12 protein-coding genes and 1 tRNA gene are annotated in these 13,707 nt (G+C 71.9%); 4 read left to right on the top strand and 9 right to left on the bottom strand.

What is annotated here, in order from left to right; genetic code table 11:
* Positions 1-140 precede the first annotated feature (140 nt).
* A complete protein-coding gene (locus tag OG373_RS23420; RefSeq protein WP_405440106.1) occupies positions 141-1,514 on the bottom strand; it encodes a CoA transferase in 1,374 nt (457 codons plus the stop codon).
* A gap of 59 nt (positions 1,515-1,573) precedes the next feature.
* On the opposite strand from OG373_RS23420, the gene OG373_RS23415 reads away from it, so the two are divergent.
* Both OG373_RS23415 and OG373_RS23410 read left to right on the top strand, forming a co-directional pair.
* A complete protein-coding gene (locus tag OG373_RS23415) occupies positions 1,574-1,705 on the top strand; it encodes a hypothetical protein (RefSeq protein WP_405440104.1) in 132 nt (43 codons plus the stop codon).
* A 74-nt stretch (positions 1,706-1,779) separates the two neighbouring features.
* Positions 1,780-2,766 carry an aldo/keto reductase gene (locus tag OG373_RS23410; RefSeq protein ID WP_405440103.1) on the top strand — a complete coding sequence of 329 codons (987 nt, stop codon included), beginning with the start codon at positions 1,780-1,782 and terminating at the stop codon, positions 2,764-2,766.
* 168 nt (positions 2,767-2,934) lie between these two features.
* Here the strand turns inward: OG373_RS23410 and OG373_RS23405 are convergent.
* The 7 genes from OG373_RS23405 to galU form a co-directional block, all read right to left on the bottom strand.
* A tRNA-Ala gene (locus tag OG373_RS23405) sits at positions 2,935-3,008 on the bottom strand.
* 78 nt (positions 3,009-3,086) lie between these two features.
* A complete protein-coding gene (locus tag OG373_RS23400; RefSeq protein ID WP_405440101.1) occupies positions 3,087-4,118 on the bottom strand; it encodes a hypothetical protein in 1,032 nt (343 codons plus the stop codon).
* Positions 4,119-4,297: 179 nt separating this feature from the next.
* Complete coding sequence (locus OG373_RS23395) at positions 4,298-4,918, bottom strand: GNAT family N-acetyltransferase (RefSeq protein ID WP_397730637.1); 621 nt, start codon at positions 4,916-4,918, stop codon at positions 4,298-4,300.
* A gap of 17 nt (positions 4,919-4,935) precedes the next feature.
* Entirely contained in the window at positions 4,936-5,496 is a 561-nt protein-coding gene (locus tag OG373_RS23390) for a molybdenum cofactor biosynthesis protein B (RefSeq protein ID WP_397730872.1), read from the bottom strand.
* 20 nt (positions 5,497-5,516) lie between these two features.
* Positions 5,517-5,996, bottom strand: a complete 480-nt coding sequence (gene moaC, locus OG373_RS23385) for a cyclic pyranopterin monophosphate synthase MoaC (RefSeq protein WP_030012065.1) — start codon at positions 5,994-5,996, stop codon at positions 5,517-5,519.
* A gap of 73 nt (positions 5,997-6,069) precedes the next feature.
* Complete coding sequence (gene glp / locus OG373_RS23380) at positions 6,070-7,413, bottom strand: gephyrin-like molybdotransferase Glp (protein ID WP_405440100.1); 1,344 nt, start codon at positions 7,411-7,413, stop codon at positions 6,070-6,072.
* Between the two features lie 4 nt (positions 7,414-7,417).
* Positions 7,418-8,320 (bottom strand): UTP--glucose-1-phosphate uridylyltransferase GalU, encoded by a 903-nt coding sequence (gene galU, locus OG373_RS23375; RefSeq protein ID WP_397730640.1) that lies wholly within the window; start codon positions 8,318-8,320, stop codon positions 7,418-7,420.
* A 94-nt stretch (positions 8,321-8,414) separates the two neighbouring features.
* On the opposite strand from galU, the gene OG373_RS23370 reads away from it, so the two are divergent.
* On the top strand, positions 8,415-9,032 hold the full coding sequence (locus OG373_RS23370; protein WP_405440099.1) for a 5-formyltetrahydrofolate cyclo-ligase: 618 nt from the start codon (positions 8,415-8,417) through the stop codon (positions 9,030-9,032).
* Here the strand turns inward: OG373_RS23370 and OG373_RS23365 are convergent.
* On the bottom strand, positions 9,029-11,875 hold the full coding sequence (locus tag OG373_RS23365; RefSeq protein ID WP_405440098.1) for a penicillin acylase family protein: 2,847 nt from the start codon (positions 11,873-11,875) through the stop codon (positions 9,029-9,031). The two genes, OG373_RS23370 and OG373_RS23365, sit on opposite strands and share 4 nt — an antisense overlap.
* A gap of 279 nt (positions 11,876-12,154) precedes the next feature.
* Between OG373_RS23365 and OG373_RS23360 the strand changes: the two genes are divergently transcribed.
* Positions 12,155-13,615, top strand: a complete 1,461-nt coding sequence (locus OG373_RS23360) for a potassium/proton antiporter (protein ID WP_397730647.1) — start codon at positions 12,155-12,157, stop codon at positions 13,613-13,615.
* Positions 13,616-13,707: the final 92 nt, after the last annotated feature.

The raw sequence follows: 13,707 nt of genomic DNA, 5'->3' as shown, positions 1-13,707 counted from the left end.
GCCCCGCCGGCGCCCACTGCAGCCCCGCCGGCGTTGAGGCGCATCTCTCAGCCCCGCCGGCACCACATCCAGCCTCGCCGGCGTTCGAGGCGCGGGGGTCCGGGGGCAGCGCCCCCGGCAACCGGCCCGCACCCGCCGCCCTACCGCGGGAGCCAGACGGCCCGGTCAGTCCCCCACCGGGACGGCCCCACCCCCCACTCCCCGAAGGGACTGGCGGCGTGCCGCAACACCCCGTACCCCGACGGAGTCACCCGCAGCCACGGCTCCGCCGAATACCCCGCGGCGCGGGCGGCCGCGCCCCCCGCGCCGCGGGCAGGGGCACCCGCCCCCAGCCCCCGCACGAGCCACGACCCCGTCCCCGCCAAAGAGAACCGCAGCCCCCGCCCGCCCCCCTCCGCCAGCGCCCGCAGCACACCGGCCGCCACCAGATACCCCGTCCCGTGATCCAGCGCCTGCGCCGGCAACACCCCCGGCGCGCCGTCGGACCCCCCGCACCGCGAAGCGATCCCGTACCCCGCCTGCACCAGCGAGTCGAACCCCCGCCGCCCGGCCCACGGCCCCCACTCCCGCCACCCCCACGCGCACAGCTCGGCCACCACCAGCCCGGGCCACCGCTCCAGCAGCTGCCGCGCCCCGAGCCCGTACCGCTCCAGCGCCCCCGGCCGGTACCCCGTCACCACCACGTCGGCCCCGGCGAGCAGCCCTTCCAGAACCGCCCGGTCCTTCGCCCCCGCCAGGTCCAGCAGCGCCGACCGCTTCCCGAAGCCCGTGTCCGCGTACGCGTCGTCCGCCTCCGGCAGCCGCGGCGAGTCGATCCGCAGCACGTCCGCCCCCAGCACCCCCAGCGTCCGCGTGGCGACGGGCCCGGCGATGACCCGGGTCAGATCCAGTACCCGCACCCCCATGGCGGGCCGGCCGACCGGGGCATCGCCGAGGGTCCGTCCCCGCGCCCCTGATACCCGTACGGGCTCCATCAGCGGCTGCGGCTCCCCGTACTCCCGCGCCACGGCGACGGCGAGTCCGCCCTCCCCGTAGACGAGCTCCTGCACCTCGACGGCCGTGCGCCCCGCGACCGCGGCGCGTACCGCCTCCGGCGTCGCCGACGACAACCGCAACGCCCGTACCAACGCGGCTTCGTGGTGCGGATAGTTGGCGTGCGTGCGCACCCATCCGTCGCGGGTCCGCCAGAAGCCGGACAGCGGCGCGAAAGTCACCGGAGCGCGCCCCTCGACCCGCAGGTGCCGTTCGCTGACGAACGCCGTCGCCACCGCGCCCTCGTCCACCACCGGCGGGGCCACGTCCGCCGCCCCGCCACCGGCCCGTACCGCGGCCAGCTCCGCCGCGGCGAGTCCGCACACCCCGACGGTGGCGCGGGCCAGTTCACGTACGGGCAGCGGGCCGTCATCCGGGTCACCGACTCCGCGGTAGCGCACCCGCCCGGCCAGATCGGGTGCCCCGCCGAGGGCCTTCCAGGCCTGGGCCGTCCCGTGGTCGCGTTCCTCACCGGTCGTCATGAAGCCATCGTTCCAACCCCCTGCCGCCGCCCGGCCGGAGGGCGCCCGCCCGCGTCGGCATGAGCACTTACAGCGTCTCCCACCGCATGCGCCGGACCGCCGACCACTTCGGCAGCCGCAGCCGCGCACAGCTCGCCCACCTCATCGCCCGGAGCGGCTTGCTCGACGACGATCCCCCAACCGGCGCCTGACAAAGCCTTCTTCGGCTCCCCAGGGCCTCATGTACGTTCTCGGGAAACACCCCCTCGCGCCGAAAGGCTCCACCGTGAAGTACCGCGTGATAGGCACCGCCGCCGAGACCCGCCGCGAGGTGAGCGTGCTGAGCCTGGGCACGATGACCTTCGGAACCACCGTCGACGAGGCCACCTCGTACGCGATCCTCGACCGTTTCGCGGAGGCGGGCGGCACCTTCATCGACACCTCCAACAACTACGCCTTCTGGGTCAACGGCACCCAGGGCGGCGAGAGCGAGGAGCTGGTCGGCCGCTGGCTGCGCAGCCGTGGCGTCGGCGACGGGATCACCGTCGCCACCAAGCTCGGCGCCCGCCCGCTCCGGCCCACCAGCGGCTTCAGCCTCGACGTGGAGGGCCTGTCCGCGAAGGTCATCCGGGAGTCCGCGGAGCGCAGCCGGGAGCGGCTCGGCATCGAGCGCATCCACCTGCTGTACGCGCACATCATGGACGAGAACACCCCGCTGGAGGAGACCGTCCGGGGCTTCGCCGAGGTCGTCGCGGACGGCACGGCCGGCCTGCTCGGCGCCAGCAACCACTGGGCGTGGCGCGTGGAGCGCGCCCGTGCGCTGGCCGCGGCGGCCGGCGTACCCGGGTACGAGGTGCTCCAGCATCACCACAGCTACCTGCGCCAGCGCACCGACCTCCCGAGCCTGCGCTCGCCGGACGGCAACCAGGGCCTGGTCAGCGGGGACCTGCTCAGCTACCTGCGGGACAACCCGTCGCTGACGCAGGTCTCGTACTCCCCGCTGATCGCCGGCGCGTACGTCCGCGAGGACAAGCCGCTGGGCCCGGGCTTCGACCACGCGGGCACCGAGCCGCGGCTGCGCGCGGTCCGCGAGGTGGCGGCCGAGACCGGCGCCACCGTCAACCAGGTGGTGCTGTCCTGGCTGATGGGCGGGGACATCCCGGTCCTCCCCCTGGTCGGCGCCTCGTCGGTGGCCCAGCTGGAGGAGAGCCTGGCGGCGGTGGACATCGACCTCACCCCGGACCAGCGCGCGCGACTCGACGCCGCCAACTGAACGCGGTGCGGCGAGGGCCGATCGAGTTCTGTCGGCCCCGACCGCGCAGCGTGCGCCCGCGACCGTCGCCGCCACGGGGATGACCCTGTGAACGCCGAAATCCCGCCCGGTCTTTCGACCGGACGGGATCTCGTGACGTTCCGAGAGCTACTCGCGAACTGTCGTTTGTGGACCTGTGGGGATTTGAACCCCAGACCCCCTCGATGCGAACGAGGTGCGCTACCAGACTGCGCCACAGGCCCTTGCGACGTGTGAAACATTAGCATCCCCGCGCGGGTGCTCCAAAACCGATATCCCGGAGCGTCCGCGCAGGTCACCGATCACTCGTTCGCGGCGCGCGGGCGGTCCTCGCCCTCGTACTGGTCGAACAGCGGGGTGCGCCCCTTGCCCTGGCCGCGGGGGCGCGGGGTGGTGGTCTGCGGCTTCGGGTCCGGCTTCGCAGGGCCGGGCTGGGCGCGCAGGCGGGGTTCCGTCGGCTCGGCCGTGCTGGAGCGGGTCGCGCTCCAGGCGTCCGGGGCCGTGGGGCCGGTCGCCCGGGGTGCCACCGGGGCCGTCACGTATGTCGGCAGCGGGACCGGGACCGGCTCCCAGCTGTCACCGCGGGCGGGGCCGCGTTCGCGCTCGCGCTGCTGGTCCACCCACTCGGCGTGGTCGGTCTGCTCGACCAGGGCGCGCCGTCCGGCCTCCTGCGGGGAAACCGGTGGCGCAGGGTCCGGTTCGCCGCCGGGCGCCGCCTCGGGCTCACGGCGGCTCGGGCGGTTCTCCCGCAGCTGCCGCGCGGCCGCCTCGGCGCGCCGCCGGTCCATCGTGAACTCGTAGCGCCGCCGCTCCTGGACCCGCAGATGCACGATGTACGTGCTCAGCAGGAGGGCGGGCACGGCGGGCGCCCACAGGAAGCGCAGGCCCCCGACCGCGGCGACGACGGCGCCGAGGGTGAAGACCAGGAACAGGAGCGCGGTCGTGCGCCGGCGCCGTGCGAGGACCTGGAGGCGCTGTTCGCGCCGGGCCCGCTCCGCGCGCTGCTCCCGTTCGGCGGCGGCCGGTCTCGACTCCGCCCTGGTCGGGGGCACGACAAAGGCCCGGGCGTCGGCGTCGACGGAATCAACCTTTTCCGTCGCGGCGTCCGGGTCCGCGTGGGGCTGGGGCTCCGCCTGCTCGTCACCGCGCTCACGCAGCCCCTTGGCGTAACGGCGCTCCATTCCCGCTCGGCCGGAAAGCAGCCGAATGGCAGTGGAGAAGCGTTCCGTCGGACGGGCTTCGTTCAGCTCGTCCTGCCTCCGGAGCCACATGGGCACCAAGTAGGCGGCCCAGGCCCCGACAATGACTGCGTAGATGAGGCCGCTGCTGCTCACACCTCACACCGTAGAGGGGCGCGGCCGAGGGGATCGGCCAATTGGGCCGGTGTGTCGCGCGATCTCGCTGATATCACGGACTTTTTTTGTGATTCTTCGGATCAGGTTATGGGCGAATCGGTTACCCGAGGGCATTAATTCGAACAGATATTCGCTTATCGCCGCTCGGTGCTGCCCCGCTATTTCGGCGGGGACTTCGGCGGGGACTGCGCGTGCCGGGCCCGGTGCCAGCGGCGCAGCAGCCCTTCCGGGACCTCCTCCACCGTGACCGCGTAGACGAGGTGGTCGCGCCAGGCGCCGTCGATGTGGAGGTACCGCGGACGCAGTCCCTCCTCGCGCAGGCCCAGCTTCTCCACGACCCGCCGGCTCGGCGTGTTCTCGGGGCGGATGCACACCTCGATCCGGTGCAGGCCGACCTTCCCGAAGCAGTGGTCCACCGCCAGCGCGACCGCCGTCGGCATCACTCCGCGGCCCGCCACCTCACGGTCCACCCAGTAGCCGATGTGGCCCGCGCACATCGAGCCCCAAGTGATCCCGGCGACCGTCAACTGGCCCACCAGGCGGCCCTGGTACTCGATGACGAAGGGCAGCATCCGGCCGGCGTTCGCCTCCGCCCGCAGATGGCGGACCATCTGGCGGTACGTGGGCCGCTGGATCACCGGCCCCCACGGCGCGGGCGGCGGAATCGTGGCCTCCCACGGCCGGAGCCAGTCGCGGTTGCGCCGGTTGACCTCGCGCCAGGCCTTCTGGTCCCGCAGCTTTATCGGCCGGAGCGTGACATCGCCGTCCGCCAGGACCACCGGCCAGGTCGGGCCGTTCAGCTCGTGCTCCCGGAGGGCGCCGCCGGTCTGGGGTGGTCCCCGCCCCGCATCTGGTCGACCGCGTGCGGCAGGACGCGGGACAGGACGGCGAGGCCGTCGCGCACCCCGCCCGTCGAGCCGGGGAGGTTGACGACGATGGTGTGCCCGGCCACGCCCGCGAGGCCCCGGGACAGGGCCGCGGTCGGCACCTTCGCCAGCCCCTCGGCGCGGATGGCCTGCGGGATGCCCGGGATCTCGTAGTCCAGCACGCGCGCGGTGGCGTCCGGAGTGCGGTCGGTCGGCGAGATTCCGGTCCCGCCGGTGGTCAGGATGACGTCGTACCCGGCGGCCACGCCCTCGCGCAGCGCCTGCTCCACGGGATCGCCGTCCGGGACGACCCGCGGGCCGTCCACCGTGAATCCGAGCTGCTCCAGCGCCTCCGCGAGCAGGGGGCCGCCCTTGTCCGCGTACACGCCCTGCGAGGCCCGGTTCGAGGCCGTCACGACCAGGGCCCGGCCGAGCGGCTGTACGGGCGCCGCCGCAGCCTCGCCAGGAGCGGCATGGCTGTGGCTGTGCACCTCGCCGCCGCGCGGGGCGTTCACGAGCGCGCCCAGTCGCCGGACTTGCCGCCGGTCTTCTCCTCCACCCGGACGTCCGTGATGACGGCGCCCTTGTCGACCGCCTTCACCATGTCGATCACGGTGAGGCCGGCGACCGCGACGGCGGTCAGCGCCTCCATCTCGACGCCGGTGCGGTCGGTGGTCTTCACGGTGGCGAGGATCTCGACCGCGTCGTCGGCGACCCGCAGGTCGACCTTGACGCCCGAGACCGCCAGCGGGTGGCACAGCGGGATCAGGTCGGGCGTCTTCTTCGCGCCCATGATCCCGGCGATCCGCGCGGTGGCGAGGGCGTCGCCCTTGGGCACACCCTCGCCGCGCAGCAGCTCGATCACCCGCGGGGCGACGAGTACGCGTCCGCTGGCCCGTGCCGTCCGGGTGGTGACGTCCTTCCCGGACACGTCGACCATCCGGGCCGCGCCGGCCTCGTCGATGTGGGTGAGCCTGCTCTCGGTACTCATTGCTGCGCCGCTCCGCTCTGGGCCCCCGAGGAGCCTGTGTGGTGCGACACACGCTACCCGCACCGGCACCGCTTCAGCCGAGCAGGATCACTTCCAGCTCGCTCCCGGGCTCCACCGAGGTGACGTCCTCCGGTACGACCATCAGGGAGTCGGCGTGCGCCAGCGCGGCGATCAGGTGGGAGCCCGATCCGCCGACCGGGCTGACCGTCCCGCTCTGCGCGTCGTACTTGCCGCGCAGGAACTGGCGGCGGCCGGCCGGGGAGCCGAGCGCCTTGTCGGCCGACAGCACCGCCCGCACGCTCGGCCGCCGCACCTCGGACTCCGGCAGCCCCATGAGGACGCGGATCGCGGGGCGCACGAACAGCTCGAAGGAGACGTACGAGGACACCGGGTTGCCGGGCAGCGCCAGCAGCGGGGTGTGGTCCGGGCCGATCGAGCCGAAGCCCTGCGGCTTGCCGGGCTGCATGGCGAGCTTGCGGAAGTCGATCCCGCCGCCGTCGACGTCCTCGCCCTCGTCGGACTGCCCGACGGAGGACAGCGCCTCCTTGACCACGTCGTACGCGCCGACGCTGACCCCGCCCGTGGTGACCAGCAGGTCGGCCCGGATCAGCTGGTCCTCGATGGTGGCGCGCAGGGTGTCGGCGTCGTCCGCGACGGCGCCGACCCGGTAGGCGATGGCTCCGGCGTCCCGCGCGGCCGCGGCCAGCGCGAAGCTGTTCGAGTCGTAGATGGTGCCCGCGGTGAGCGCCTCGCCGGGCTGGACCAGCTCGCTGCCGGTGGACAGGACCACCACGCGGGGGCGCGGCCGTACCCGTACGGTGCCGCGCCCGATGGCGGCCAGCAGGGCGATCTGCGGCGGCCCGAGGACCGTGCCGGCCGCGAGCGCCAGGTCGCCGGCCTGTACGTCGCTGCCGCGCGCACGGACGTGCGCGCGCGCCTCGGCGGCGCGGTGCACCCGTACCTCTCCGCCCGCGTGCTCGGGGGCGGCGCTGGCCGGGATCATCCCGGCGGCCGCGCCGCCGCCCGTACCGCCGTCGGTCCACTCGACCGGTACGACGGCTTCCGCGCCGGGCGGCAGCGGGGCGCCGGTCATGATCCGGGCAGCCTCGCCGGGGCCCACGGTGGGCAGCTCACCGCTGCCCGCCGCGACGTCCCCGACGACCGTCAGCACCGCGGGAAACTCCTCGCTCGCACCCTGGACATCGGCCGTGCGGACGGCGTAGCCGTCCATGGAGCTGTTGTCGAAGGGCGGGAGGGCGACGGGCACGGTCACGTCCTCGACCAGGACACAGCCCTGGGCGTCCAGCAGTTGGAGCTCGATGGGCTCCAACGGCCGGACGGCCGAGAGGACGTCCGCGAGGTGCTCGTCCACGGACCACAGACGGTGGCCGGTGTCCTGCGGTGCGGAACTGCTCAAGGTGCTACATCTCCTCCGTGACGTAACGGTGAAGCCAGGTGCGGAACTCGGGGCCCAGGTCCTCGCGCTCGCACGCGAGGCGGACGATGGCCCGCAGGTAGTCGCCGCGGTCCCCGGTGTCGTAGCGACGGCCCCGGAAGACCACGCCGTGCACCGGACCACCGACGGTCTCGTCGGCGGCCAGCTTCTGCAGGGCGTCGGTGAGCTGGATCTCCCCACCGCGGCCCGGCTCGGTCTCCCGCAGTATGTCGAAGATCGCGGGGTTGAGGACGTAGCGTCCAATAACCGCGTAATTGCTGGGGGCGTCCTGGGGGTCCGGCTTCTCGACGAGGCCGGTGATGCGGACCACGTCGTCCTCGTCCGTGGCCTCGACGGCGGCACAGCCGTAGAGGTGGACGTTGGCCGGGTCGACCTCCATGAGCGCGATGACGGTGCCGCCGGTGCGGGCGTAGATGTCGGCCATCTGACGCAGCAGCGGGTCACGCGGGTCGATGAGGTCGTCGCCGAGCAGGACGGCGAAGGGCTCGCGGCCGACGTGCGGCTCGGCGCACAGCACCGCGTGGCCCAGGCCCCGCGGGTCGCCCTGGCGGACGTAGTGCATGGTGGCCAGGTCGCTGGATTCCTGGACCTTCTTCAGGCGGTCGTCGTCGCCCTTGGCGATGAGGGCCGACTCCAACTCGTAGTTCCGGTCGAAGTGGTCTTCCAGGGCACGCTTGTTACGCCCAGTGATCATGAGTACATCGTCGAGTCCGGCCCCCACAGCCTCCTCCACCACGTACTGGATGGCCGGCTTGTCCACAACCGGGAGCATTTCCTTCGGGGTCGCCTTGGTCGCGGGGAGGAAGCGAGTACCGAGGCCGGCGGCCGGAATCACGGCCTTCTTGATCACGGGGTGCAACATAGTCATGCCCCGAACGATAGTGGCTTCTGTCGAACGCCAGACGAGATGGCAGCACGTAGATACCGGTATTTACCGATTGGGAAGGATATTTGATTTCCTCGTGGCCGAGAACCCGCACACCGTCTCCATCAAGGCCGGGCTGCGCCGAGAACTGCTCGCCGCGCGCCGCGCCCTGTCGCCCGAGAACTGCCGTACGGCGGCCACCGCACTCGCCGTCAGGGCTTTCGAACTGCCCGAACTGGCCGATGCCCGCACGGTGGCGGCGTACGTCTCGATCGGCACCGAGCCCGGCACCCGCGAGCTCCTCGACGCCCTGCGCGCGGCCGGCAAGCGGGTGCTGCTCCCCCTGCTGCTGCCCGACAACGACCTCGACTGGGCGGCGTACGAAGGCCCGGACGGCCTCGCCGAGGCCGCCCACCCGGGGAAGATGCGGCTGCTGGAGCCGACCGGCCCCGCGCTCGGACCGGATGCCGTGACCGGGGCCGACGCCGTGCTGCTGCCCGGGCTCGCGGTGGACGGCCGCGGCATGCGGCTGGGCCGCGGCGGGGGCAGCTACGACCGGGTGCTGGAGCGGCTGGAGCGCGCCGGGGCGCATCCCGCGCTCGTCGTGCTCCTCTACGACGACGAGGTGGTCGCGCGGGTCCCGGAGGAACCGCACGACCACCCCGTGCAGGCGGTGGCGACCCCGTCAGGGGTGCGCCGCTTCAGCCGGCCCTAGGAACCCCCGGGCGTGAGGGTCAGGGTGTCGACCGTGGCCTTCTCGACGGCGTCCTTGCCGAAGGGCCACTCCAGCAGCTCGCCCTTGGCCCACATCGTCGTCTGGTCCGTGTAGTGCGCGTTGTACGCGTGCCCCGAGGCACCCGTCAGGTTGATCCAGCGCGACTTGTCGAGCTCGTTGAGGTTCACGACCATCCGCATCGAGGGCACCCAGGTGACCCCGTACCCGCTGGAGGCGTTCCAGCCGGTCGCGTTGACCGTGGCCTCGCCGCCGCCCAGGTTCCACGGGCCGCGGTTGAGGAGCCACTGCATGAAGCCGGGGCCCTCGGTGCCGATGGTCTGGTTCTTCAGCGTCAGCTGGTGCAGGCGGCCCCAGCTCCAGGTGGACTGGTCCTTGCCGAGCTTGGCGGTCAGCTCCCAGCGGGCGTCCGCCATGGCCCGCGCGAACAGCTCGTCGCGGGTGGTGGTGGCCGGCTTGTTCAGGCCCTTGGCGGGTGCGCTCCACCACGGCGACTTCTCGTCCTTGACCAGGCGGCGGACCACCTCGAACCAGCGGTCGCCGCCGTCGGGCTGCGCCGAGTCCGCGTCGCGGGTACCGCACTCGCGGACCGTCTTGGCGAGGTCGTCGGCCGGGCCGGTGCCGTTGCCGAGGACGTTCATGCAGCTGCCCTCGAGCCGCAGCTCCTTGGGCATCTTGTCGCCGAAGGACAGCTTCAGGATGTTGCGCCAGACCGCGTTGAAGTAGGCCGCGGCGGCCGAGTCGGACTCCTGGGTGTAGTTCCAGCCGTCCAGCAGCTTCTGCGCGGCGCGCACGCCCGGGTCCGAGATCTCGATCTTCGAGAGCATCGGGGTCAGCAGCGCGGCGATCTCGCTGCTGTTGTCCATCTGCATGGTGCGCATGTCGTCGGTCGAGATCCGGCCGCCGTCCTTGATCTTCGCCTCGATGAGGTCGTTGATCCGCTGGCTGCGGGCGCCGTAGCCCCAGTCGGTGGTCAGCAGGTACGGGTACTTGCCCGCGCCGGTCCCGGTCTCCACGACCGCCTGGTTGGCGGTGACGATGTAGCCGCGGGACGGGTTGTAGTCCCAGGGCATCTCGTTCTGCGGGATGTAGCCGGCGTTGCCGTCCTTGCCGCCCTTCCAGGCGTACTTGGAGTCCCAGCCCGGGGTGGGCATCCGGCCGTCGCCCTGGCCGCGCACCGGGATCCGGCCCGGAGCCTGGTAGCCGATGTTGCCCGCGGTGCCCTTGTTGTCGGCGTAGATCAGGTTCTGGGACGGCACCTCGAACTCGGCGGCGGCCGCCCGGAAGGCCGCGAAGTCCTTGGCCCGGTTGAGCTTGAAGACCGCGTCCATCGTCCTGCCCGGGTCCAGCGCCGTCCAGCGCAGGGCGACGGCGTACCCGTCACCGCGGTCGGGGGCGGCACTGGCGACGGGGGCTCGGGTGCCGACCGTGGCGAGCTCCTCGCTGCGGTCGGAGACGAGCGGGCCGTTGTTGGTGGTGCGGACGGTGATCTTCTTGCTGGCGCCGCCCGCGACCTTGATGACCTCTTCACGGGTGGTGAAGGGCAGCACCTTGTTGTCGTAGACGTAGCCCTCGGGCTTGACCTGCTCCAGGTAGAGGTCGGTGACGTCGGCGCCGAGGTTGGTCATGCCCCAGGCGATGTCGGTGTTGTGGCCGATGACCACGCCGGGCATGCCGGAGAAGGTGTAGCCGGCCACGTCGTACTGGCACTGGGCCGAGACCGTGCGGCAGTGCAGGCCCATCTGGTACCAGACCGAGGGCAGCTGCGGGGACAGGTGCGGGTCGTTCGCGAGCAGCGGCTTGCCGGTGGTCGTGTACTTGCCGGAGACGACCCAGGAGTTCGAGCCGATGCCGCTGCCGTTGGGGCCGAGGATCGCCGGGACCTTGTCCAGGGTGTCGGCGAGTGCCGTCAGCTGGGTGCGCAGGCCCACGGTCGCGCCCTGGGCGGTGGCGTTGTCGGCGAGGCCGGTGCCGTTGCCGGTGGGGGTCACGGTCTGGGTCCCGACGGCGTTGCCGCTGCCGGATCCGGTCCCGGTGCCCGAGCCGCCGCCCGCGGCGCCGCCCTGCGGGGTGTACTTCCCGCCGTCGACCTTGCCGCCCTCGACGATCGGCTTGTTCCGGTCGAAGGGGTACGGCGGGTAGAGCTCGTCGATCTGCGCCTGCGAGAGCTTGGTGGCCATCAGGGCGCGGTCGATCTCGTCCTGCATGTTGCCGCGCAGGTCCCATGCCATCGCCTTGAGCCAGGCCACCGAGTCCACCGGCGACCACTGCTCGGGCCGGTAGTCGTCGCTGAGCTTCAGGGCGGCGTGCTCGACGGAGAGGTCCTTGCCGGACTTCCCCTTCAGGTACGCGTTGACCCCGTCGGCGTAGGCCTGCAGATACTTCTTGGTCTCCTCCGAGAGCTTCTTGTCGTACTCGGCCTGGGCGACCTGGCGCCAGCCCAGCGTGCGCAGGAAGGCGTCCGTCTCGACCTGGCCGGAGCCGAACATCTCGGAGAGCCGTCCGGACGTCATGTGACGTCGTACGTCCATCTCCCAGAAGCGGTCCTGCGCGTGCACGAAGCCCTGCGCGCGGAAGAGGTCGTCGTCACTGTCCGCGTAGAGCTGGGGAATGCCTCGGGCGTCGCGCTTGACCTCGACGGTCCCGGTCAGGCCCGGCACCTTCAGGGAGCCGGTCGTCTGGGGGAAGGAGGCGCGCACGCCGTCCACGCTCCAGTACGCCCCGTAGCCGAGGCCCGCGACGAGAGCCAGGACCAGGACGAGCACGATCAGACGGGCGCGTCGTCCCTTCTTCTTGACGGGAGGAGCGGTTTCGTTGGCGGGCATCGCTGTCCTTAGAGGGGCAGGGTGGTCCTGGGAGTGCTGGGAGCAACCATAGGCGCAGGACCGACTTCGTTGATCCGCCAGGGGTGGAGCTGACGAGGACAGGGGCGAACAGGCGTTTCACAATGTGGTTATCGCGTAAAGGGCGCGTCAAAGATTAGGTAAGGTAACGAACTACTTGCCGAACTTGTCGCCCGGGAGGATCGGTCCACCGGGCGCATTGAGGAGGGCCGCCCGCTGACTGTCCACACGCTCAATGAGCTGCTGCTGGTCTGCTCGCTCGTGCTGCTCGTCGCGGTCGCGGCGGTGCGCATCTCTTCGCGCAGCGGCCTCCCCAGCCTGCTCATCTACCTCGGCATAGGCGTCGCGATAGGACAGGACGGCATCGGCAACGTCGTATTCGACAATGCCGAGCTGACCCAGGTCATCGGCTATGCCGCGCTGGTCGTGATCCTTGCCGAGGGCGGTCTGGGCACGAAGTGGAAAGAGATCAAGCCGGCCCTGCCGGCCGCGGTCGTGCTTTCCCTGGTGGGCGTTGCGATCAGCGTGGGCGTGACGGCGGCAGGGGCGCACTATCTCGTCGGACTGGAATGGCGGCAGGCCCTGCTGATCGGTGCGGTCGTCTCCTCGACCGACGCCGCGGCCGTCTTCTCGGTGCTCCGGAAGGTCCCGCTCCCCACCCGGATCACGGGCGTCCTGGAGGCCGAGTCCGGCTTCAACGACGCACCCGTCGTCATCCTGGTCGTGGCCTTCTCGACCGTCGGCCCGGTGGACGAGTGGTACGTCCTGATCGGCAAGATCGCCCTCGAACTGGCGATCGGCATCGCGATCGGCCTGACCGTGGGCTTCCTGGGCGCCTACGGCCTGCGGCACGTGGCGCTGCCCGCCTCCGGCCTCTACCCGATCGCCGTGATGGCCATCGCCATCGTGGCGTACGCGGCCGGCGCGATCGCGCACGGCTCCGGCTTCCTCGCGGTGTACCTGGCGGCGATGGTGCTCGGGAACGCGAAGCTCCCGCACTGGCCGGCCACCCGGGGGTTCGCCGACGGGCTCGGCTGGATCGCCCAGATCGGCATGTTCGTACTGCTGGGCCTGCTGGTCACCCCGCACGAGCTGGTCCGCGACTTCTGGCCCGCGGTGGTCATCGGGCTGGTGCTCACGATGGTGGCGCGGCCCCTGGAGGTCTTCATCAGCCTGCTGCCCTTCCGGATCTCCTGGCAGGAACAGGTGCTGATGTCGTGGGCGGGCCTGCGCGGCGCCGTACCCATCATCCTGGCGACGATCCCGATGGTCTCCGGGATCCAGGGCAGCGACCGCGTCTTCAACATCGTCTTCGTACTGGTCGTCGTCTACACCCTGGTGCAGGGCCCGACCCTGCCCTGGCTCGCGCGCAAACTGAACCTCGGCAACGGCGACGAGGGCGCGTCCGACCTCGGGATCGAGTCGGCGCCGCTGGAGAAGCTGCGCGGCCACCTGCTCTCCTTCTCCATCCCGCCGGCCTCGCGGATGCACGGCGTGGAGGTGAGCGAGCTGCGGCTGCCGCCGGGGGCCTCGGTCACGCTGGTGGTCCGGGACGCGAAGAGCTTCGTACCGGCGCCGTCGACCGTGCTGCGGCGCGGGGACGAGCTGCTGGTGGTGGCCACGGATCCGGTCCGGGACGCGGCGGAGACGCGGCTGCGGGCGGTGGCCCGGGGCGGCAAGCTCGCGGGGTGGCTGGGCACGGGCGGGCCCGTTTCGCATTAGAGCGTCGTTCTAATTCGGCCGAATTCGCCGAGATATGCCCGCTTTTGCCCGCTTTTCCGGGCTCTTTACATGCGAAGCTGCCGTTAATCCCA

The organism is Streptomyces avidinii (genome assembly GCF_045161815.1).
GTDB classification, from domain to species: Bacteria; Actinomycetota; Actinomycetes; order Streptomycetales; family Streptomycetaceae; genus Streptomyces; species Streptomyces avidinii.
The sequence above is the reverse complement of the archived record's forward strand: the minus strand, read 5'-3'. Positions and strand labels throughout refer to the sequence as shown.

Excerpts from the sequence above, each read along its gene's own strand:
- OG373_RS23420 (WP_405440106.1), bottom strand. The coding sequence starts at position 1,514 with ATGACGACCGGTGAGGAACGCGACCACGGGACGGCCCAGGCCTGGAAG.
- OG373_RS23415 (WP_405440104.1), top strand. The coding sequence starts at position 1,574 with ATGAGCACTTACAGCGTCTCCCACCGCATGCGCCGGACCGCCGACCAC.
- moaC (WP_030012065.1), bottom strand. The coding sequence starts at position 5,996 with ATGAGTACCGAGAGCAGGCTCACCCACATCGACGAGGCCGGCGCGGCC.
- galU (WP_397730640.1), bottom strand. The coding sequence starts at position 8,320 with ATGACTATGTTGCACCCCGTGATCAAGAAGGCCGTGATTCCGGCCGCC.
- OG373_RS23365 (WP_405440098.1), bottom strand. The coding sequence starts at position 11,875 with ATGCCCGCCAACGAAACCGCTCCTCCCGTCAAGAAGAAGGGACGACGC.